We start from the raw sequence: 22,698 nt of genomic DNA, 5'->3' as shown, positions 1-22,698 counted from the left end.
CTATGCAGTTTAAACCGATGCCTGCATCTATATTCCAAGAAAAAAAATTCCCTATTTCAACACTCACCATCGCTATTACTTTAGCCGGGTTGAGCCATTCCGTATTAGCTCAAGATGTTATCCAAGTTTCAGCCTCCCCCTTCGGTTTTGAAGAAATTGCCGTGGCTGAGCAAGTTGATGTGATTGACGCCCAAGCGCCTGAACAACAATCTGCAACTTCTGCCTTGGATTTACTAAAAGGCCAACCCGGCGTATTTGTCTCTGGGTCTAATAGCACTTATGGCCAAGGCATTCAAATGCGAGGGTATGACTCTCGGGGGGTAAAAGTCACAATAGATAACATCACTCAAGATTTTAACTCAGGGTTATATGATGCCACTTTTATCGACCCGACTTTGATTAACAAAGTGTATATCCACAAAGGCTCCGCATCAGTTCATCATGGTGGAGGTGCTCTCGCTGGGGTGGTCGCATTCAAAACATTAAATGCCGCCGATATTTTAAAACCGGGGCAAAAATTAGGTGGGCGAGTGTTTAGCGGCATTAACCGTAATGACCATAGTTACTATGCAGGCGCAACTTTATTAGGTCGTTCTGAGTCATTTGACACATTGCTCAGTTACAGTCAGCGTAAAAAGCATATTATGGGTTCTCCCGAATTTGAGCTGGCACATAATGTTGAAAAAATCCATAACTGGATGCTCAAAACTACTTGGCTACCACACCCATCTTACAACCTAACATTACAGTTAAAAGAATATCGAAACGATAGCCTGAGCTTAAAACAACCGGCAAAACCCACGGAAAAAACTAAGTATCCGAACGCCCCCTATGAAAGGCAAAGCCACCAGCGGGATATTGCAATTAATCAGTATTTTAAGCCGCAAAACAGCTTAAATTGGCAAGCTGAATGGAGTGTTTATTATACCGACTTGTATTTAGACCAAACTGATACCATCAAAATTATCAAAAAGCCTGGTGAATATGGCCCTGAGGAACGCAACCAATATACCTATGGGACTAAATTTTCTAATAGCGTCTCTTTACCAATGTATAACTGGGTAAACCACTATATTCAAAGTGGTTTTGAATATTACCAACAGAAACAAACATCAAATCAATATGCAATCAGCTATCCGCCATCAGAATTGTCTAACATGTCTGGCTGGCTGGTAAATGATATGACTTTGCATCATTTACCCATCACTTTCTCCGCAGGGACACGTTTCACCCAGTACCAAGCTTCTAGAGAGAATTTCCCTGAAAACAAGCATACTAACTGGTCATCTCGCTTTGCTGTAAGTGCAACCCCTACTAGCTGGTTAAATCTTCATTCATCATACGCTGAAGCATACCGTACTCCAAGAATGTCGGAGCTTTATAACAATTCAAACCATTTCACTATTCCACTTTTTTTTGGCGCCTCTATTAAATCTGATTTCCGTCCATCACCAGATTTACAGCCTGAAACCAATAAAACATGGGAGACAGGTTTGAAACTCAGTTTTGACGAGCTTTATTTTAAAAATGACTCCCTTCAATTTGGTTCGACTTATTTTCACACTAAAGCAAAAAACTACATAACTGTCGATGGCGAGTACCCCTTATCCTTCAATCCAAGAGCTCGAGATGGTAATAAAGTTGGTCGAATGGAACACTTCCCGAAGAAAATATTTTTTATAAATATTCCATCCGCAACTATTCATGGATTTGACAGTTTTGTTCACTATAAAACACATTGGTTTGATATTGCTGTTAACCATAATCACACGATGGGAAGAGAAGATGGTACAAATTATTCTTTATCATCTATTCGCCCCCAAACGTTGACAGCCAGAATTAATGCTCCAGTTGCAACAACAGGAATTCAAATTGGCTGGATTGGTGAGTTTTCAGCCAAAACCAAGTTCCAAGGCAACGCTAAATATCAACGTCCCCATCACAAATCTGATAAAGGCTTAGATCGCTATCATAAAGAAGTCATTCAATACGCAGGATATGGAGTTCATGATTTTTATGTGAATTATCAAGCTGATGAATTCATTAAAGGGCTAAGTTCCACGCTTACTATGAAAAATGCCTTTGATAAACAGTATATCTCTTCCATGGGGGTCCCACAGGAAGGTAGGAATTTTTACTTTAACGTAAATTATAACTGGTAATTTAGTAACAAATAATAGTTAACAACCAATAAGTTATGTTATCAGCTAATTTCATAGCGCAAATTACTATGTCCTTATACGAAATTAGTTGATAACACTTTACTCTACTTAGCCTTAAGGAAATTATTTTGAATTCAAATAGCTATAGTGATTACCAAAAAATACGAAAAGAGCATAAGGGTATATATGCGCGCGAAATAGCAGCACAACTAAATATTTCAGAAGCACAGCTTCTTCATTGCCGCGTTGGTCAAGATAACGTGCAAAGGTTATCTGGAAAAATGCCTGATATCTTGCAAAGTTTAGCATCCATCGGGGTAGCAAAAGGGGTTACCCGTAATGAGTACGCCGTTAATATTCAAATTGGTCAATATGATAATGCAAGGCTCAGCTCACATGCGGGTTTATTTCTCAATCCTCGAGCTCTTGACCTTAGAATGTTCTTTGCTCAATGGCGTTCAGCATTCTCATTAGTAGAAGAAACAACTGAAGGCCTACGTCATAGCATTCAGTTTTTTGACAAACATGGTGATGCCTTACACAAAGTTTTTACCACAAAGTCGACGAATCTCGATGCATGGCAAACATTGATTAAACAATATGTTACATCAGAAAACCGCCCTCTCACCATCCATGAAGTCAAACCGTTTTCTGAACGGTCGATTGATCGTGAACTTGCACAAAAACTAGAACAAGAATGGCGCAATATGACAGATGTCCACCAATTTTTCACCATCTTAAAAAATAATAATCTAAGCAGACAGCAAGTCTTCCGCGTTGTTAGCCGTAAACTAGCATGGCAAGTCCCTCGCAGTGCATTATCAGGTTTACTGTCACTCGCCCACCAAGCACAAAATGAAATTATGCTTTTCGTTGGCAATCGTGGCTGTGTACAAATTTTCACTGGTAAAATCAGTGAAATAACATCATTAACCGTAGAAAATACCCAAACTCACTGGTTAAACATTATTGGTCCTAATTGCAAACTGCACATTATTGAAAATGGTATCGCTGAATGTTGGGTGACAAGAAAACCGACTAAAGATGGCTTTGTAACAAGCTTGGAGGTTTTTGATACCCAAGGCAATCAGATTATACAAATGTATGGTCAGCGTACTGAAGGCACACCTGAGCAAGATAAATGGTGTAAGCAAGTTTTAGCTTTACCCCATATTTAATAGGGGTAAATAGCATGAAACATTGGCTTCTAATCGCCATTTTCCTTGATGTGACAGCCTCATGAAAACATAAAGCTCAGTGGGAGTAGGTTTAGTTAAATACGCCAAAAGCTATGTCACAGACCCAGCATCTACAGCGTTTTGACAAAAAAGAGGTAAAATTCATTAACGGAGTATTATGTTGATAATAAAACCAATCACCATAATTCTCCCTATAACTGCCAATCATTTAGTGTTTTTCTCTAAAAAAATCAACTCGGAATTTCCTGTTTATCGTTATAGAACTGTCTTTAAATGTAGTACGATAATTTTTCAATTATTTACTTGGTTAATAAAATCGAACAGCTTGAACAATTAATTTGAATATATAGTAAATCCACCAGAATAACCTATCATAAAAATCAAAGTTAAAACACAACCCATTGATTTTTTATATATTTAAACATACAATGATGTATGTTTAAAATGTTAAATTTATCAACATCTATCGTAGTGATAGGTATTCTCATTAAAAAACCGCACGTTTAGCCTATCGATATATCGGAAAAACAGGAAGAATAGATCCTAATTTCGTGAGTTATTATTAGTTATTAATGAACAATAGCCTACTTGAGTAGGAGGTAAATATGTCAGAAAGTGTAGTCAATGATATTGTTAAGTGGCTAGAAAGCCAGTTGCAACGCAATGAAGGCATCAAAATCGACACAATAGCCGATAAAAGTGGTTATTCGAAATGGCATTTACAGCGTGTTTTCAAAGAAATGAAAGGATGCACGCTTGGCGAGTATGTGCGTAAACGCCGCTTGTTAGAAGCCGCTAAATCATTACGTGAAGGCAACTTACCTATTCTTGATATTGCGTTGCAATATGGCTTCAGTTCACAAGCTACATTTACTCGTATATTTAAAAAACATTTTGATACAACGCCGGCAAAATTCCGCCAAACTGGTGAAATGCCGGAATGTAAAAGCTTTATGACTTGTAACTGTCATAGTTAATTATTTTTATTCAATAAGTCCCTTTTCCTATACGTTATTTTAATGTCTATGTCTGAGCCGACAACTGTCGGCTCTTTTTTTAACTTAACTCTAAAACCAACCAGTTTTCTAAATCAGCCAATTGTTCCTGTAATTGAGGCCATTTCTGCATCATTTGTTTACTTAATAAACGAATAGTCTCTGTTTGATAGACCTTACCAACTAGCTGTTCACTGAGCCACTCTAATGGCGAAGGGTCTAAGCTATCAGTAAAAAATTGACAGCGGTTAATCACACCTTTTTCAATATCAAAATGAAATTCAATTCCCCCCCACGGGAATCGAGTATCAGAGTAATGTGAAAAGGCAGGCGCCTGCCCAAAATTCCATTCCCAGCTACTTTGTTTAGCAAAAGTTTCCTTGAAATTGGGTAGATCAGGTAACTTCTCAGGGGAAATATATTCGGGGTCAACCGTCTCACCGAAATGCTCGAAAAAGCTTTTAATAATGCCTTCGCATACTTTTTCGTGGGAAATATTAGGGACTAATTCAGATAAATTTGCGACCCGAGAGCGTACCGAGGTGATCCCCTTTGCTTGCAACTTTTTAGGGTCTGGGTTCAAATAGTTTGCTAGACGACTTAAATCTGCATTTATTAACAAGGTTCCATGATGAAAACCCCTGTCTTTTGTTTCACGATATGCAGAGCCAGAGATTTTTCTTAGGCCATTTTCAGTGTCTAAAACCAAATCATTACGCCCAGAAATTTGTGCAGCGATACCCACTTGAGCTAAACCATCAACGATAATTTGTGTAGAAACTGTTTTATCGTATTCAGGTTTCCCCGCCATAAACGTAAAACATGTATTTCCCAGATCATGGAATACTGCGCCACCGCCACTACTACGACGTGCTAAGCGAACATTGTCCTCATCCATCCTTCTGGTATTACATTCTTTCCAAGGATTTTGAGCTCGACCAATAACCACCGTGTCCGCATTACGCCATAAAAACATAACACGTTGATCTGCTGACATTTGTCGAAAAATAGTTTCTTCAACCGCAAGGTTAAACCAAGGATCAAAAGATTCGGAGATAAGTAAACGTAACCTAGACATTAAAAACTACCCTTAAAACAAAAATTGCTTCTAAGATAGCATAATCACTGAAAAAAATAGCGAGTTTAGATGCGCCTTGCTTGCCAGAACACTTTTCGCCAATAAACGTTATCCATTGAGGAACGGATCACCCCTTTACTGGTTGAAGCATGAATAAAAGTATTATCGGTATCATAAATACCCACATGTAACCCATTTTCCCCTGAACCAGTCTTAAAGAAAACCAAATCCCCTGGCATCAAATCCGATTTATCAATTCGCGTCCCTAACTGAGTTTGGTCCACCGTCGTTCGGGGCAGCTGGATAGCAAAACGATCGTTAAAGGTGCGATAAACAAAACCTGAACAATCCACACCACTTTGGTTCATTCCACCATAGTGATAAGGCGTCCCATACCATTGTTCTAATTGGTCTTTTAACTGTGCTATTGTCATTATTGGGTCGGACAACTGTGTTTTTAGCGGCGGAGGCGGTGTTCTTTTAACTGTCGTTGATGAACAGCCGATTAAAACTAGACACAAAAGTAATGGTAGGTGTTGTATTTTTATAAGCATAAAGCACCTTATTCATCGTTCTTATTACAATATTTAACTGAGATTATAGTGCGTGAAGAATAAAAAATAAGCAACTTAGATTTTACCCCCCCTTATTATTACTTTTCATTTGTTTTGTTGGTCGGCTAATCAACCAAACGCCTAATAAAATAAAGGTAATTCCCGCTGCTTTTAACCATGTCGCAGGTTCATTAAACCAAGGTAACAAAACAGCGAGAATATAGACGAATACGTAACTAAGGCTGATAAGGGGGTAGGCTTTATTTAATGCGATATATTTTAATGCAAATAACCAACAGAGCATCGATAATGCGTAGCAAACTAACCCTATAAAAATAATACTTAGGCTAACAAAATTTGCCAATAACCAATCTGCTTGTAACCAGTGCCAGCCAAGTGTAAATGAGGGTAACTCAACCACACCAGCTTTCAAGCTCAGTTGGGCCACAGTCACTAGTAATGCACTGCCAAGTACCCATAAATATCCTTTATTCATACACTGATACTCATTAGCAAAATACCAAACATGATCGCTGCGACCCCTAGCCAATGACTAAGCCCTGTTTGTTCTTTATAGATAAACTGGCCAATCAAAGTAATTAATACAAAGTTAATACTTAGCATTGGGTAAGCAATACTGAGAGGCATGGTTTCCAATAACTTCAGCCAAAACAACATGCCAAGACCCAGCATGAAAACCGCCAGCACCAGCCACCGAAGTGCTGATGCTGTTTTATTGGTTTTTTCACTCTGCCAATTTACCACAGCTTGTTTTTGAGCCACTTGCCCCATGCAAGTTAATACGCTAACAAGTAATAATAGTAATAGTTGAGCTATCATTGTTGATGATAAACCACAATCGCCATACGCGAATTTTTAATGACTTCATCTGGTTTAGGTATATCCGGTAACCCTTCTTTACGACCTAATAAAAAGACCACCGTTACCTGCCCTTCTTGACGTGCTTTTGCTAACCATTGTGCAAATTGGTCTGGTTTAACTAACCGATGTTGGCTGTCAGGGTATTTCAAACCGTAGGTCAACTCACCACTACTATTATATAAATAAATATTTGAGTTTTTAGTTTCCCAAGCAAGACCAGCCGCAACACCAACATTACTCGCCATTAAATAACGGCTATTCATCAACAAATCATGGTTTTGATGAATAAAGTTTTGCGGCAATTTCGAATCAATGGTGTTGTTTGGTAAGGCACTACCAATACATAAGCTAACCGCCAATGAACATGACGCAGCCCAAAGCCAATATTTGGCATTAAGCACGGTGCAAAGGTAACCGATGATCGCCCAGATAGAGAAAGCAACGACACCTAAAACCATTTTTGACCATTCATCTGGCTCATATAACGGTTTCTTTATCACTGTGCTTATCACAATCACAGCAATCACTGCAGCAATGCCCAATACAATATTAATAATACCATTAACTTTTAGCGCTCTCATCGTGCCATTACGCACGCAATCAACCCCATACTTTGCCATTAAGAGAGCTAAAGGCGCCATAAACGGCAACATATAGGTTGGTAACTTACCGCGAGAAATACTAAAAAAGATAACTGGCACTATAAACCAACACAGTAAAAAGAACATATCAGGGCTAGATTTACGTTCTTTCCACCCTTTGATTATTGCGCCGGGTAGTAAACCCGCCCAAGGGATGGCACCGAGCAATATAATGGGGATATAATACCAAAAAGGTGCAATATGCTGAGCATCATCCGCAGTAAAACGTTTAATATGCTCTATCCAGAAAAAATAATTCCAATAATCAGGTTCTTGTTTAGCAATCGCCAATGCCCATGGAAGGCTAATAATGACCGCTGAAATTATCGCAAGTGGCCCATACTTTACTAATTCAAGAAAACGCCTTTGATACAGTGTGACTGGAAGCATGACGATCACGGGTATAGCAAGGGCTAAAAAACCCTTAGTCATAAATGCCATACCACAAGCTAACCCAAGGCAAACCCATGCCCCAAGTTTAGATTTGACTTCTCTGGCTTTCATCGCCCATAAACAACAAAACATACTCGCCGCTATCCATAAAGATAACATTGGGTCAAGTACACTGTATGTCCCGATGGAAAAAACTAAAAACATCGAGATGTAAATCAGGCTTGCAACATAAGCAACGTGGCTATTACGCCACATCATTTTTGCCATGCGATAAACCAGTAATGCACTAAGAAGAATACAAAAAACAGAACCGAAACGAACTGCAAAGTTAGTATCACCAAAGATCATTTGGCTGATATTGTTTATCCAATAACCTGCAACTGGTTTTTCAAAATAACGCACATCCAACATATAAGGGACAATCCAGTCCCCCCGCTGTAGCATCTCGCGGCTGATTTCTGCATAGCGTGTTTCATCGGGTTGCCAAAGTAAACGGCTGTTCAACGGCAATAAATAGGTCAGGATAAAAAAAAGAGCCAGCAGAGAGGCTCCTACTTTGCTCGCTCGGTTATTCAACATAGATTGCTTATACCTCTTCTTGGCAGCCTAGCCAGCCTTCACGCCCAGGGAATGGTGCTCTGACCACACGCCCTTTTGGCAATGAATTTAAATCCTCTGGCAGTAATTCACTCAATGTACAGAATTGGATTTCTTCTTGTGTGATTCGTTCCAATAATTGTAAAAATTGTTCCGATTTTGACATTCCTTCCACTTCTGTGTGGATAGTATAAACTGGAACGCCTTGATCTTCTTTAATTGCTTGAAGAATAAAATCATTAAATGCTTCATCACTCACGACAGTCCCTACGACTTCATCGTAAGTTGGTAATGTTACAGGAATTTGAACTGTCCCAAGAGAACCATCCGCCATAATCGGTCGAAATGGATATTTGCCACGACAATCACTATTGTAGTCAAAATTAAACGTTTGTTTAACTTCTAATACTCGCTCATCACCTCGCCAGCCAGCAACAGCCGAGCATGTTACACGTTGACCAATGGCACATTCTAATGCATCAACACCTAACTTCACTTGTTCGGTAAGTTGTGACTTACTCCATTTTGCAACTTTAGCTTGCCAACCTTGATGATCCCATGCATGTAGACCAACTTCATGGCCTTCATCCAACGTTTGTTTCATCAAGTAGCCTAAATCTTTAGCAATCTTTTTACCCGGCCAAGCGGTGCCTGCGAGTAAAATATCTAACCCATAAAGAGACGCTGCATTCGACCTGAGCATTTTCCACAGAAATTTAGGACGCAAAAGGCGCCATAAATGGCGCCCCATGTTATCTGGTCCTACACTGAAGAAAAAGCTGGCCTGAATGTTGTGCAGTTTAAGCACTTTGAGTAATTGTGGAACCCCTTTTAATGTACCTTGGTAGGTATCCACATCAATTCTCAAGCCAACTTTTTTCATTAGTCTTTATTACCTAGTTCTTCAACTGCACCTTGCAAGAAGAAATCTAATGTTTCTTCAATAGTATCTTTCATGTCGATAGTTGGAACCCAATCTAATAAGCGGCGTGCGTTTTCAACACTTGGCTTACGATGCTCGACATCTTGATAGCCTTGACCATAGTAGCTACTGCTTTCAATTTCACGGAAGCCAGCAAACGGAGGGAACTTATCGCGTTGTGGGTGATTTTCAAAGCTTTCTAACAACATTTCAGCCAGTTCACGAATACTTGCTTCGTTCGTAGGGTTACCAATGTTGATGATTTGACCATCACATTTACCGTCTTTGTTTTCAATAATGCGGAACAACGCTTCGATACCATCTTTTATATCAGTAAAGCAACGTTTCTGCGCACCACCATCAACAAGTTTGATTGGCGAACCTTCAACTAAGTTTAAAATTAGCTGAGTAATCGCGCGTGAACTACCAATACGTGCAGAGTTTAGGCTATCTAAACGAGGCCCCATCCAGTTAAATGGACGGAATAAGGTAAATTTCAGACCTTCTTTTGCACCATATGCCCAAATTACTCGGTCAAGTAACTGTTTAGAGACAGAGTAAATCCAACGCTGCTTATTGATAGGACCGACGATCAAGCGTGATTCGTCTTCATCAAACTCTTTATCATCACACATACCATAAACTTCAGAAGTTGATGGGAAGATGATGCGCTTGTTGTATTTCACGCAATAGCGAACAACTTTTAAGTTTTCTTCAAAGTCTAATTCGAAAACACGCAGCGGATTACGGGTGTATTCGATTGGTGTTGCAATCGCAACCAATGGCAGAATAACGTCACATTTTTTAATGTGATATTCAATCCACTCAGTATGGATGCTTACATCACCTTCAATAAAGTGGAAACGAGGGTTACCAATAAAACGCTCAATTGCTGATGAACCGATATCCATACCATAGATATCGTAATTTCCATCTTTTAATAAACGTTCAGTTAAATGGTTACCAATAAAGCCATTTACACCCAAAATAAGAACACGAGTACGACGTTTAACTTGTGCAGTTGGTTTCGCACCTACACGAACATCAGTCACGATACCCATTTCGGTAGCAAGGCGGTTACCTTGCATATATAAACCTGCTTCACTTTGCCCACTAACAACTTCAATCGCACCTTGACCACAAGCAATACGCAGAGGGTCATTAGAAAGTACAGTCCCCGCAGCTTTACCTTGATTGTCATCTAGAACACGTGCACGCCAAATAACCATTTTGCGTGCGCCTAAATAAGTAAACGCGCCTGGATATGGCTCAGTCACCGCACGGATAAGACAATCAATTTCTTTTGCGCTACGGTTCCAGTCAATTTGACCATCTTCCGCTGTACGACGCCCAAAATACGTTGCTTGACTTTCGTCTTGAGCAACCGCTTTATAGGTACCCGCTTCGATTAGTGGTAGTGTTTTATCTAATAAAACTTCTGCCGCCTCACGAACTTTTGCATGTAAGGTTAAGCCCGTATCAGTTTCAGTGATTACCACTTTTTCTTGCGCAATGATATCGCCAGCATCAGCTTTAGCCACCATCTTGTGCAAGGTTACACCCGTTTCATTTTCACCTTTTAATAGTGCCCAATTGATAGGCGCACGACCACGATATTTAGGCAGTAATGAACCATGCAAGTTAAAAGCCCCTTTAGGTGCAATTGACAGCAGTTCTTCACTTAGCATATCACGGTAGTAAAAAGAGAAAATCACATCAGGTTTCATTTCGCGAATACGTTCAATCCACAGTGGGTGATTAACGTTTTCAGGTGCGAAAACAGGAAGCTCCATGTCAGCGCTTAAGCGTGCAACTGAAGAGTAAAAGTGGTTTTCATTTGGGTCATCAGTGTGAGTAAACACTGCTTGAATATCAAAACCCGCTTTTTCAAGCGCTTTTAGCCCTACGCAGCCAATATCATGATAGGCAAAAACAATAGCTTTCATTAGTCTTCTTCCTGATTTTTGTCGGATTTAAGGTCTGCTCCGACGACTTTTTGAATAAAATAACGAGGTCTCGCGCGCACATCATTGTAAATTCTACCGATGTATTCACCTAATAAACCCATAGCAACAAACTGCGCACCAATAAACATAAAGAGTACTGCAAACAGGGTAAATACGCCATCTGCTGCCCACTCTGCGCCAAAAATTAAACGTAGTGCAATCAATAAAACCGCCAGCAGGAAACCACCGACAGCAATAACACTACCCACAACGCTTAATAAACGCAGTGGCGCAGTAGTTAGGCAAGTCAACAAGTCATACATTAAGTTAATCAGCTTCATAAAGCTGTATTTAGAATCACCAAACTCACGTTCCGCATGCGCAACATCAATTTCAATCGTTCTACGCGCAAACGTATTCGCAAGAATAGGAATAAATGTACTTCTTTCATGACATTGCAACATAGCTTGAATGATATGGCGGCGGTAAGCACGTAACATGCAACCGTAATCCCCCATTGAACGCCCTGTTGCTTGAGTGATCATCGCATTAATCATCTTAGATGCCGTTTTACGGAACCAAGAATCTTGGCGATTAGCACGACGCGTGCCTACTACATCATAACCTTGCGACGCTGTTTGCACTAAACGTGGGATTTCCTCAGGTGGATTTTGTAAATCCGCATCCAAGGTAATAACTAAATCCCCATCTGCTTGATTAAAGCCCGCCATAATAGCAGAGTGCTGACCATAGTTACGATTAAGGATAATAGCAATCACATGGTTATCAGGGTTTTCTGCTGCATCCGTTAACATTTGTGCTGAGCGGTCACTACTACCATCATCGACCAAAATTAACTCATAAGATTGAGTCAGTTGTTTACATGATTTGATAGTACGTTCTAATAATTGTGGCAAGCTCTGTTCTTCATTATAGACAGGGATTACCACTGAGACTTTTTTTATCTCATCAAATTCATCTGCGTATGACACTATTTAGACTCCAAAAGAACTGCTTCTACTGCTTTTACAACCCGTTTAACATCATCATCCGTCATATCTGGAAACAGCGGTAACGAACATAATGTCGCACTATTCCATGTCGATTCAGGTAACGTTAATTCAGGATATTTTTCACGGTAATATTTTTGTGTATGGGCTGCGCGAAAATGTAGCCCCGTTCCAATATCGTGCTCTTTCAATTTTTCCATGAAAGTGTCACGGTCAATACCACATTCGTTTTTATCAACACGAACCATAAATAAATGATTAGCATGCAAATGAGGGTAATTAGGAACACTAAGCATCTGTAATGGAGAGTCTTTTAGCAATTCACGATACTGTGCTGTCAGTTCGGCTCGACGTTGATTTAATTGCTCAACACGAGATAACTGCACTACCGCTATTGCGGCATGGATATCCGATAAATTGTATTTAAAACCGGGTTCTACAACTTCAGCTTGTGGCTTGCGGCCTTGCATTTGCCTATCAAACGCATCAACCCCTAAACCATGAAATTTAAGTGTGCGTACGCGCTGAGCAAGTTCGTCGTCATCTGTTGCGACTAACCCCCCTTCTGCACAAGTAACATTTTTAATAGCATGGAATGAGAAAATAGACGTGCCTTTCTCGCCAATCCACTCATTTTTATAACGCGTACCAACAGCATGTGCAGCATCTTCAATCAATACAACGCCCGCTTTTTGAGCAATTAAACGCAACGCGTCTAAATCACAAGGAGCTCCTGCGTAATGTACCGGAATAATTGCTTTAGTTTTTGTTGTTAGCGCTTTTTCTACCGCTTCGGGTTGGATCATCAATGTATCGCGGTCAACATCAATCATTACAGGTGTAGCACCCAGTAATTCAATCATATTAATGGTTGAAACCCATGTTTGTGATGGTGTAATCACCTCATCACCTGGGCCGATACCTAATGCCATTAAGACAACATGCATACCCGCAGTAGCAGATGAAAGTGCTATCGCATGCTTACAACCATAGCGTTTACAGAAATCCTCTTCTAACTGGTGATTCTGTGGGCCTGTTGTAATCCAGCCTGAACGCAGAACTTTTTCAACTGCCTTGACCTCTTCATCACCAATTGCTGGTTTTGAAAATGGTAAGAAATTGCTCATATTGTTTATAGCCTAGTTTTCATTGTGAATAGAATATTCTAGTTAATTATACTTTAACCGAACCTCAACACTTGCGAATCTTGCTGTATTATCCCGCATAAAAATAAGTGATTAAATCAACTTTTCGATTAATCCGCTAATTTTATAATTTGCCACATTCTATTCGATGTGTTTTGACTTAGCTTAATTTCAGACATAAAAATGTCAGATAAATTTTTTTCGGTCATCACCTCATCAGGTTTTCCTATCGCCATTAGCCTTCCTTGTTTCATCAGCCAAATACCAGACGCATTTTTATAAGAATGGTTGAGGTCGTGTCCACTCATTATAACGGTTCCTAGGCAATCACAAAAATATTTAATCCATTTATCTAACGTTGCCTGTTGGATAATGTCTAAATTGCTCATTGGTTCATCAAATAATATGAATTTTCCCGCCAATGACTGTTCATCCCAAACCTGTAAAAATGCTGCGGTAAGTCTAACTCGTTGCCACTCACCTCCAGAAAGTTGTGTAATCCGTTTTCGAAGTAAGGGCATTAATTGAAAATCAGTACATAAACGTTCAAAAATACCTATTAGTCGCGAGTTTTTAGGTGAAAATAACTCAAGATATTGAAAAACTTTCAAGATAGGCATGGTATTGACGAACTGAGGAAAATACGCACGTTGGGTAGCTAATTGAGAAACACGATACTGTTGTAGATTAATACCATTAATGTGGATATCCCCCGCTACAGGCAAATAACCACTTATCGCACCTAATAACGAACTTTTCCCTGAGCCATTTGCGCCTAATAAATGAATTTGCTCACCGGGAAAAGCCTGAGCTGAAATATTAATTAACCGTTTATTAACGTTAATATTTTTAATATCAATTATTGGTTGATCATTCATCGTATTTACCGCCATTGTTGATGACGAATTAATAATACGATAAATATTGGTGCACCCAATGTGGCAGTGACCACACCAATTGGTATTTCTGCATTCGCGATTAATAAGCGAGAAAGTAAGTCTGCAACCAATAAGCCCAACCCGCCGGCAACCGCACAACCCAGTAATAATAAACGATTATCCGTGATACCACTTAACCGCAATATATGTGGAACAACTAAACCAATGAAACTAATAGCACCTGCAATGGCAACACTAAGCCCAATCAAGACTCCGCTAATAACAATTAAAATAATTCGCCATTTATGTATTGAGATACCTAACTGATAAGCTTGAACGGCCCCCAATGAAATATAATTCAACACATTCCCTTGAAAAAGAGCCCAAAATAAAAAGGGCAAACATGCAGCCACTAAGCCCATTTGGCGCCAATCAACCCCACTAAAACTCCCCATCATCCAATAGAGTAATTGGCGTAAATCCAAATTACTGCTCATATACACCATCCATGTCATACAAGCCCCACTAATCACACCAAGTGCAACCCCAACAAGCAATAAACTGGAATTATTCATATCCTTACGACGAGCAAAGTAAAGCAATATAGAGGTAAACAATAAAGCACCTATAATCGCGCTAACACTTAATAGCCAGTAATGTGTCATGCCTGACGATAGTAATACAGTCAATACTACAGCAACACCTGCGCCATTACTCACACCTAATAAGCCAGGTTCTGCTAATGGGTTTTCAAATAAGGCTTGCATTATTGCCCCTGTGACAGCAAGAGCTGCACCAATCACAATGACCGTAAGTGTGCGAGGAAAACGAATTTGCCAAACAAAAAGTTGTGCTGTGTCATTCATCCATTGGCTAGGCCAATACCAAATCTCCCCTGCACTAAGCGATAATATTGCAATGATAAAAAGGGAGAAAAACAAAAACACGATTAAACGTATGTCTGATTTATTTTGTTGTTTTTGTAATCCAAGCAAAGAATAAGTCATATATATATTTACTTATTTATTATTGAGTTAGAAAATTACCGTTTTTTATGCAAGATATATTATCACCATAGATTTAAATTAATTTTTAATTTTAACATAATCTCTATGGAAACCTATGAAAGTTAGAAACAATGCACTCAAATCATCACTGATAACAAATCCTCACGAAAATATGCGTCCCTCTAGTGAGAAGAAGAAAGGGTTTATAAATTCAATCAGAAAAATCAATGTTCTGTCTAGTATAAAAAACTATATCTTACACAAGTTTCAATCAAATACGGTCAAACACTATCCCACCTTCTCTACTGAAATGCCCCCAACCTCACCAATTTGTGAAAAAAACAAATTAGCTGCGAAAAAGATAGAGCAAGAAAACATAAAGGCTATCGGTTACTGTAAAGAGCTCACTAGCGATGAAAAAATGAATTATCTTCAGCTTAATAAACTGGGTAGCGCCATTTTAACTCACCCAAACTACAGTGAAACAATTGGTATTTTTCGCACATCAGCAAATGCGCTTGAACGTGATAAGTTAGTCTCACACCTGCTCGCAGGCAAACCACTTAAAGAATACCTTTTAAACAAAGATATTGTTGATATTAAAATTTATACTTCAGCTTACAAAAGGATTGCTGCTAATCTAATAGAAAAAAATATTCATTCATTAGAAACCCCTCCAGAATCCATTCATAAATTAGCCGATGCAATACAACAGAAATCTGCGTTATTAAAGGAAATTTTTACTCAAAACTCAATCAATCAGGACAAAAGAGAGCAACTGAAAGAACTAGATTTAAATGCTCAACATGCATTTTTATCTCTTGAAAAAACACCGTTAACACTACAATTAGTTATTCCTCTATTCGCTGAAATCACAAAAAATCAGGAAACAAATAAAATGGGTGCTTACAACTTAGCAACTTGTTTTGCACCTAGTTTGGTCACTAGATCAGATCTACCTCCTGATTCTCAGTTTAAATTAAATAGTGACGCACAAATTTACATAGAAGCTCTAATTAATCACGATTTAAAATTGCAATCCTATGATGTCTAATCAACTCTCAACTACTATCACAGTTTCCAAAAACAAAAGACCGCCTAGGCGGTCTTTTCTATATCAATTGATATGATTACTCTTTAGGTGTTGCTTTTTCCACGCGGCTTTTTAATTTTTGGCCTGGACGGAAAGTAACAACACGGCGTGCAGTAATTGGAATATCTTCCCCAGTTTTTGGGTTACGTCCGGGACGTTGATTTTTATCACGTAAATCAAAGTTACCGAATCCAGATAATTTTACTTGCTCACCATTTTCTAAGGAAAGGCGAACCTCTTCAAAGAAAGTTTCGACAAGGTCTTTAGCATCACGTTTGCTAACACCCAGTTTTTCAAACAAATTTTCTGACATTTCAGCTTTAGTAAGCGCCATAGGTTTAGTCCCTCAAGGAGGCTTGGAATCGCTGTTTTAACGCAGCAACACACAGATCAACGGTCGCGGTAATCTCTTCTTCTTCCATCGTACGTTGAGTATCTTGGAAGATAAGACTGATAGCTAGGCTCTTATAACCCTCTGCTATTCCCTCACCACAATACACATCAAATAAGTTTATGCCAACTATATGATTTATGCCAACTTTTTTACACTCTGCTAAAACTTCTGCAGCAGCTACATGTTCTGGCACGACCACAGCGATGTCACGGCGGTTCGACGGATAGCGTGAAATCGCCTTAGCTTCAGGGATGACACGTTGTGCTATCGCATCACTACGAACCTCAAACACCACCGTACGACCATTTAAATCGAGTTTACGTTCTAATTCTGGATGAACCACACCAATAAAGCCAATGTGTTCATTTTCCAGATAAATCCCAGCACTTTGACCTGGATGCAATGCAGGATGTGCCTCAGATTTAAATGTAATTTGATTTAGTTTCCCAGTCAATTCAAAAACAGCTTCAAGATCACCTTTTAAGTCAAAGAAGTCAACAACTTGTTTATCTAATGACCAATGTTCTTCAAATCTGTTACCTGTAATGACCCCCGCCAACATAGGTTCTTGGCGAATTCCATATTCTGCTTGATTATCAGGAATAAAGCGTAGACCTGTTTCAAATAAACGAATTCTATTTTGTTGACGATTTTGATTATAGACAACCGTTGTCAATAAACCAGTCCATAGAGACAAACGCATCGCCGACATATCCGCAGAAATTGGATTCGGCAACATTAATGCATCTTGTTGTGGGTGCAATAATGCCTGAACTTTCGGGTCCACAAAGCTATACGTAATCGCTTCTTGATATCCACGGTCAACCAACATCGTTTTAAGACGTTTTAATGGTAAGTTAGCTTCTTTATGATTAGTCATAACCAGATCGGCGCGTAACGGCACATCAGGAATATTGTTGTAGCCATAAACACGTGCGACCTCTTCCACTAAGTCCTCTTCGATTTGCATATCGAAACGCCAGCTTGGTGCCACTACATCCCAACACCCTGCTGAAACCACAACTTGGCAACCTAAACGCGTTAAAATGTCGGTAACTAATTCATCTTCAATAACATGGCCAATCAAACGGTCTAATTTATTGCGCGTCAGCTTAATATTGGCTGCTTTTGGTAAGTGTTGCTCACTCGTAGCATCAATAATTTCGCCGACTTCACCACCACAAATTTCAACGATTAACGCTGTCGCACGTTCAATAGCTTTAAATTGTAGTTGTGGATCAACACCACGCTCAAAGCGGTGAGAGGCATCAGTATGCAAGCCGTAATTACGTGCGCGACCTGTGATTGATAGAGGGTCGAAAAATGCACACTCTAGCAGGATATTTTTCGTCTCAGCATTAACACCTGAATGTTCACCACCAAAAATACCCGCAATTCCCAATGCTTTAGATTCATCAGCAATAACAAGTGTATCTGGTTTCAATGTAGCTTCACTACCATCAAGAAGAACCAGTTTTTCCTCTTCTTTTGCCATACGTACAACAATAGCGCCATCTAAACGGTCTAAGTCATACGCATGCTGAGGTTGCCCTAGTTCTAGTAATACATAGTTGGTAATATCAACAACAGCATCGATAGAACGCACACCACCACGACGCAGCTTTTCTTTCATCCACATCGGTGTCGGTGCAGACACATCGATATTTTTGATTACACGGCCTAAAAAGCGCGGACAGGCCTTAGGAGCTTCAACACGGATAGGAAATGTGTCTTTAGTCGTAACAGGGACCACATTGATAGCAGGCTCAGTTAGCGCTAATTTATTAATAACAGCAACATCACGAGCCACACCAAGAATACTTAAGCAATCTGCACGGTTTGGCGTAATGCTGATTTCAATTGCGTTATCATTAAGTTTTAAATATTCGCGGATGTCGGTTCCAACAACGGCGTCTAACGGTAATTCTATAATCCCGCTATGGTCATCAGAAATACCCAGTTCCGAATAAGAACACAGCATGCCTTCTGATGGCTCACCGCGTAATTTTGCCGCTTTGATTTTGAAATCACCCGGCAGTTCTGCGCCTACCGTTGCAACTGCAACTTTCAACCCTTGACGACAATTTGGAGCACCACAGACAATATCTAATAAGCGATCGCCACCAACATTCACTTTGGTAACACGTAATTTGTCTGCATTGGGATGTTGACCACATTCAACCACTTCACCAACAACAACACCGTGAAATTGACCAGCAACAGCTTCAACCCCATCAACTTCAAGACCAGCCATAGTGATTTGGTCTGATAGTGCGTCACTATTGATCGCCGGGTTCACCCATTCGCGTAACCATAGTTCACTGAATTTCATGAGATAAACCCGCCTTATTTAAACTGTTTGAGGAAACGAAGATCATTTTCGAAGAATGCACGTAGGTCAGAAACGCCATAACGCAACATTGTTAAGCGTTCCATTCCCATACCAAATGCAAAACCTGAGTAGACCTCTGGGTCAATCCCAACATTGCGAAGTACATTCGGGTGTACCATGCCACAACCTAACACTTCTAGCCATTTACCATTTTTCCCCATGACATCAACTTCAGCTGAAGGTTCTGTGAATGGGAAATATGATGGGCGAAAACGTACCTGTACTTCTTCTTCAAAAAAGTTATTCAGGAAGTCATGCAATGTGCCTTTTAAATTAGTAAAGCTGATGTCTTTATCAACAATCAGACCTTCTGTTTGGTGGAACATTGGAGTATGTGTTTGGTCATAGTCGTTACGATATACACGACCTGGTGCAATGATACGAATTGGAGGTTGTTGACCATTCATAGTACGAATTTGTACCCCAGAGGTTTGGGTACGTAACAAACGCTTAGCATCAAACCAAAAAGTATCATGATCTGCACGTGCTGGGTGGTGAGCAGGAATGTTTAGCGCATCAAAGTTATGATAGTCATCTTCAATTTCAGGGCCAGTCTCAACAGAGAAACCTAATTCACCAAAAAATTCTTCAATTCGCTGGATCGTGCGGGTCACTGGATGTAGTCCACCGTTTTCCATACGACGTCCAGGTAATGATACATCCACTTTTTCTGAAGCGAGACGCGCATTGAGGATCTCAGCTTGCATGGCATCTTTACGGGCGTTTAGTGCATCTTGAACCTGTACTTTGGCTTCATTTATTACGGCCCCTGCTGCTGGACGTTCATCGGCAGGCAGATCACGCAACGTTTTCATCTGTAGTGTGAAGTGGCCGCTTTTGCCTAAAAATTCAACACGCACTGACTCCAACGTAGCAACATCTTGGGCCTGTTCAATGGCTGCTTTTGCCTGTGCAACCAACTCAGCGAGATGTGGCATTGTTTCCCCTTTATGACCACTCGGTCTTTTTGCTAGTTATTCACTAAATTATTAAACCCACATTCCATTTAAGATGGCGGGGTAGTTAACTGATTTTACTGTATTTAATCCTAAACCAGAAACAAAAAAGCCTCCCTAAGGAGGCTTTAGCGTAACTTTTCGTTTATTCTTTCTATCTTTACGCGCAAAAGCCCCCGAGAATCAGGTGCTAAAGTAAAAAAAGAAACGAAAAATAACAAAACACATGCAATGATTTCTCAAAAAATGGGCTATTAAAGTATTAACACAAATAGTTATAAATGAAAAGAGGAAGTTACCTTCCTCTCTTCAAGCAAACAATTAAGCTAAAGCGCTTTTTGCTTTTTCAACTAAAGCAGTGAATGCTGCTTTATCGAAAACTGCGATGTCTGCTAAGATCTTACGGTCGATTTCAATCGAAGCTTTTTTCAAGCCATTGATGAAACGGCTATAAGACAGACCGTTCTGACGAGCCGCTGCGTTAATACGCGCGATCCACAGTTGACGGAACTGACGTTTACGTTGACGGCGGTCACGGTAAGCGTATTGACCAGCTTTGATTACCGCCTGAAACGCTACGCGGTAAACACGTGAACGTGCACCATAGTAACCTTTCGCCTGCTTCAGAATTTTTTTGTGACGTGCACGGGCGATTACACCACGTTTTGCGCGAGCCATAGCTATCTCCTATCGTCTTTTATCTTAATTAACTAAATTGTTTACTTATGCGTAAGGCAGGCAGGCTACTACCAGACCCAGATCGCCCTTAGATACCATTCCTTTCGGACGTAAATGGCGTTTACGCTTAGTTGACTTTTTAGTCAGGATATGACGAAGGTTTGCATGCTTGCGCTTAAAGCCACCGCCTGCAGTTTTTTTAAAGCGCTTTGCTGCGCCACGTACAGTTTTAATCTTTGGCATTTCTTTTATTTCCAACTTCGCATTGTGATAAACTACGAATTAATTAGGCGAATAACTTTCGCTATTACTTGCAAGGCCTAATTATTTCTTCTTCGGTGCCAACACCATAATCATCTGACGTCCTTCAATTCTTGAAGGGAATGACTCCACTGACGCCAGTTCTTCCAGATCAGCTTTGATGCGATTAAGCACTTCCAGACCAATCTGTTGGTGAGCCATTTCACGACCACGAAAACGCAGCGTAACTTTAGCTTTGTCACCATCTTCTAGAAAGCGAACCAGGTTGCGTAGTTTGACCTGATAATCACCTTCATCTGTACCAGGGCGGAATTTAATTTCCTTCACCTGAACAACTTTTTGTTTCTTTTTCTGTTCTTTTTGAGATTTGCTCTTCTCATAAAGGAATTTGCCGTAATCCATGATACGACAAACTGGCGGTTCAGCATTTGGGCTGATTTCCACAAGATCTACACCTGCTTCTTCAGCTTTTTCAAGCGCTTCGCGTGCGCTCATAATGCCTAACTGTTCACCGTCTAAACCTGTTAAACGGACTTCAGGAACACGGATTTCATCGTTAATACGATTTGGACGTGTTGTTGGGATTCTTTTTCCGCCTTTAATACTTCATTCCTCCAACTGGATAAAGAGATTTGCATACTCTCTAAAGCAATACGCAGAACTATTATTGCTTAATACAACATCTGCGTACAAGATTCTTTGGCTTGTCTGCTTATGATTTAAAAACTGACAAAGCGATTCGACCGCGGATTTTAATGCTTATTGTCCGATTACTCAAGTAAATCTTGAAATAAATCACGTTAACTTATTTAAAAATTTAGTTTTACCGTATTTATTTCTATCAGTCAGTCTATTTTAATTAGTTATTAATTTAGCTTATTACTGAATAAGCACGACATTTGCTCACATTACTGACAATACAAGATAAGCAGTGCCCATAACGAGCACTGCTTAGCTATACCAATACTGGCTTAATTATTTTTTCTTTGGTGCCAATACCATGATCATCTGGCGCCCTTCAATTCTTGAAGGAAATGATTCCACTGACGCCAGTTCATCCAGATCAGCTTTGATGCGATTAAGCACTTCCAGACCAATCTGTTGGTGAGCCATTTCACGACCACGAAAACGTAGTGTGACTTTAGCCTTGTCACCTTCTTCCAAAAAGCGAATTAAACTACGTAATTTAACTTGGTAGTCGCCTTCGTCTGTTCCTGGACGGAATTTAATTTCCTTCACTTGAACAACTTTTTGTTTCTTTTTCTGTTCTTTCTGAGACTTACTCTTCTCATAAAGATACTTACCGTAGTCCATAATACGACAAACGGGTGGCTCAGCATTTGGGCTGATTTCGACTAAGTCGACACCTGCTTCTTCAGCCTTAAAGAGTGCTTCACGCACACTCATAACACCGAGTTGCTCACCGTCTAGACCTGTGACACGGATTTCTGTAGCACGGATCTCTTCGTTAATACGATTAGGACGTGCTGTTGGGAGTTTTTTTCCGCCTTTAAT

At 39.9% G+C, this 22,698-nt stretch carries 22 protein-coding genes and 1 other annotated feature; of the genes, 4 read left to right on the top strand and 18 right to left on the bottom strand.

The genetic code is table 11. The features are described from left to right. Positions 1–2: 2 nt before the first annotated feature. The 3 genes from RB151_RS09695 to RB151_RS09685 all read left to right on the top strand — a co-directional run bounded on the left by RB151_RS09695 (position 3) and on the right by RB151_RS09685 (position 4,338). Positions 3–2,162 (top strand): TonB-dependent hemoglobin/transferrin/lactoferrin family receptor, encoded by a 2,160-nt coding sequence (locus tag RB151_RS09695; RefSeq protein ID WP_071548022.1) that lies wholly within the window; start codon positions 3–5, stop codon positions 2,160–2,162. Positions 2,163–2,290: 128 nt separating this feature from the next. Next, on the top strand, positions 2,291–3,340 hold the full coding sequence (locus RB151_RS09690; RefSeq protein ID WP_071548021.1) for a hemin-degrading factor: 1,050 nt from the start codon (positions 2,291–2,293) through the stop codon (positions 3,338–3,340). Positions 3,341–3,966: 626 nt separating this feature from the next. After that, a complete protein-coding gene (locus RB151_RS09685; protein ID WP_042844051.1) occupies positions 3,967–4,338 on the top strand; it encodes a helix-turn-helix domain-containing protein in 372 nt (123 codons plus the stop codon). A 79-nt stretch (positions 4,339–4,417) separates the two neighbouring features. On the opposite strand, the gene RB151_RS09680 is transcribed toward RB151_RS09685, so the two are convergent. The 11 genes from RB151_RS09680 to btuC form a co-directional block, all read right to left on the bottom strand. Beyond that, positions 4,418–5,434: a lipoate--protein ligase gene (locus tag RB151_RS09680; RefSeq protein ID WP_042844052.1), complete on the bottom strand. Its 1,017-nt coding sequence runs from the start codon at positions 5,432–5,434 to the stop codon at positions 4,418–4,420. 65 nt (positions 5,435–5,499) lie between these two features. Beyond that, on the bottom strand, positions 5,500–5,988 hold the full coding sequence (locus RB151_RS09675) for a C40 family peptidase (RefSeq protein WP_042844053.1): 489 nt from the start codon (positions 5,986–5,988) through the stop codon (positions 5,500–5,502). Between the two features lie 82 nt (positions 5,989–6,070). Next, a complete protein-coding gene (gene arnF / locus RB151_RS09670; RefSeq protein ID WP_048607002.1) occupies positions 6,071–6,484 on the bottom strand; it encodes a 4-amino-4-deoxy-L-arabinose-phosphoundecaprenol flippase subunit ArnF in 414 nt (137 codons plus the stop codon). After that, entirely contained in the window at positions 6,481–6,828 is a 348-nt protein-coding gene (arnE, locus tag RB151_RS09665; RefSeq protein ID WP_042844055.1) for a 4-amino-4-deoxy-L-arabinose-phosphoundecaprenol flippase subunit ArnE, read from the bottom strand. The genes arnF and arnE overlap by 4 nt, the downstream gene beginning before the upstream one ends. Then, positions 6,825–8,483, bottom strand: a complete 1,659-nt coding sequence (gene arnT, locus RB151_RS09660) for a lipid IV(A) 4-amino-4-deoxy-L-arabinosyltransferase (protein ID WP_042844056.1) — start codon at positions 8,481–8,483, stop codon at positions 6,825–6,827. The genes arnE and arnT overlap by 4 nt, the downstream gene beginning before the upstream one ends. A 7-nt stretch (positions 8,484–8,490) precedes the next feature. Beyond that, entirely contained in the window at positions 8,491–9,384 is an 894-nt protein-coding gene (gene arnD, locus RB151_RS09655) for a 4-deoxy-4-formamido-L-arabinose-phosphoundecaprenol deformylase (RefSeq protein WP_042844057.1), read from the bottom strand. Then, positions 9,384–11,369 (bottom strand): bifunctional UDP-4-amino-4-deoxy-L-arabinose formyltransferase/UDP-glucuronic acid oxidase ArnA, encoded by a 1,986-nt coding sequence (gene arnA, locus RB151_RS09650; RefSeq protein ID WP_042844058.1) that lies wholly within the window; start codon positions 11,367–11,369, stop codon positions 9,384–9,386. The genes arnD and arnA overlap by 1 nt, the downstream gene beginning before the upstream one ends. Further along, on the bottom strand, positions 11,369–12,361 hold the full coding sequence (arnC, locus tag RB151_RS09645; RefSeq protein WP_042844059.1) for an undecaprenyl-phosphate 4-deoxy-4-formamido-L-arabinose transferase: 993 nt from the start codon (positions 12,359–12,361) through the stop codon (positions 11,369–11,371). The genes arnA and arnC overlap by 1 nt, the downstream gene beginning before the upstream one ends. Further along, the gene (gene arnB / locus RB151_RS09640; protein ID WP_042844061.1) at positions 12,361–13,506 is read right to left on the bottom strand and encodes a UDP-4-amino-4-deoxy-L-arabinose aminotransferase; all 1,146 of its coding nucleotides are present in this window, start codon (positions 13,504–13,506) and stop codon (positions 12,361–12,363) included. Before arnB ends, arnC begins: the two co-directional genes overlap by 1 nt. A gap of 128 nt (positions 13,507–13,634) precedes the next feature. After that, positions 13,635–14,402 (bottom strand): ATP-binding cassette domain-containing protein, encoded by a 768-nt coding sequence (locus RB151_RS09635; protein WP_042844062.1) that lies wholly within the window; start codon positions 14,400–14,402, stop codon positions 13,635–13,637. Positions 14,403–14,407: 5 nt separating this feature from the next. Continuing rightward, the gene (btuC, locus tag RB151_RS09630) at positions 14,408–15,409 is read right to left on the bottom strand and encodes a vitamin B12 ABC transporter permease BtuC (protein WP_048606996.1); all 1,002 of its coding nucleotides are present in this window, start codon (positions 15,407–15,409) and stop codon (positions 14,408–14,410) included. Positions 15,410–15,524: 115 nt separating this feature from the next. Here btuC and RB151_RS09625 point away from each other — a divergent pair, with 115 nt between their 5' ends. Next, a complete protein-coding gene (locus RB151_RS09625; protein ID WP_042844064.1) occupies positions 15,525–16,463 on the top strand; it encodes a RhoGAP domain-containing protein in 939 nt (312 codons plus the stop codon). Between the two features lie 76 nt (positions 16,464–16,539). On the opposite strand, the gene ihfA is transcribed toward RB151_RS09625, so the two are convergent. From ihfA to infC (RB151_RS09590), 7 genes are all read right to left on the bottom strand, one after another. Then, positions 16,540–16,836 (bottom strand): integration host factor subunit alpha, encoded by a 297-nt coding sequence (gene ihfA, locus RB151_RS09620; protein ID WP_004263721.1) that lies wholly within the window; start codon positions 16,834–16,836, stop codon positions 16,540–16,542. Between the two features lie 4 nt (positions 16,837–16,840). After that, entirely contained in the window at positions 16,841–19,228 is a 2,388-nt protein-coding gene (gene pheT / locus RB151_RS09615; RefSeq protein WP_071548020.1) for a phenylalanine--tRNA ligase subunit beta, read from the bottom strand. A 14-nt stretch (positions 19,229–19,242) separates the two neighbouring features. Continuing rightward, the gene (gene pheS, locus RB151_RS09610) at positions 19,243–20,226 is read right to left on the bottom strand and encodes a phenylalanine--tRNA ligase subunit alpha (RefSeq protein WP_048606990.1); all 984 of its coding nucleotides are present in this window, start codon (positions 20,224–20,226) and stop codon (positions 19,243–19,245) included. Positions 20,227–20,346: 120 nt separating this feature from the next. Then, positions 20,347–20,478: a sequence feature (Phe leader region), on the bottom strand. Between the two features lie 87 nt (positions 20,479–20,565). Further along, positions 20,566–20,922 carry a 50S ribosomal protein L20 gene (gene rplT, locus RB151_RS09605; RefSeq protein ID WP_042844069.1) on the bottom strand — a complete coding sequence of 119 codons (357 nt, stop codon included), beginning with the start codon at positions 20,920–20,922 and terminating at the stop codon, positions 20,566–20,568. A gap of 45 nt (positions 20,923–20,967) precedes the next feature. Next, entirely contained in the window at positions 20,968–21,165 is a 198-nt protein-coding gene (gene rpmI / locus RB151_RS09600) for a 50S ribosomal protein L35 (protein WP_004263702.1), read from the bottom strand. An 81-nt stretch (positions 21,166–21,246) separates the two neighbouring features. Then, positions 21,247–21,786 carry a translation initiation factor IF-3 gene (gene infC, locus RB151_RS09595; RefSeq protein WP_071548019.1) on the bottom strand — a complete coding sequence of 180 codons (540 nt, stop codon included), beginning with the start codon at positions 21,784–21,786 and terminating at the stop codon, positions 21,247–21,249. A gap of 372 nt (positions 21,787–22,158) precedes the next feature. Next, a complete protein-coding gene (gene infC, locus RB151_RS09590; protein ID WP_071548018.1) occupies positions 22,159–22,698 on the bottom strand; it encodes a translation initiation factor IF-3 in 540 nt (179 codons plus the stop codon).

This window comes from Providencia rettgeri (assembly GCF_001874625.1).
Classification (GTDB): domain Bacteria; phylum Pseudomonadota; class Gammaproteobacteria; order Enterobacterales; family Enterobacteriaceae; genus Providencia; species Providencia huashanensis.
This window is presented reverse-complemented; position numbering and strand designations above follow the sequence as displayed.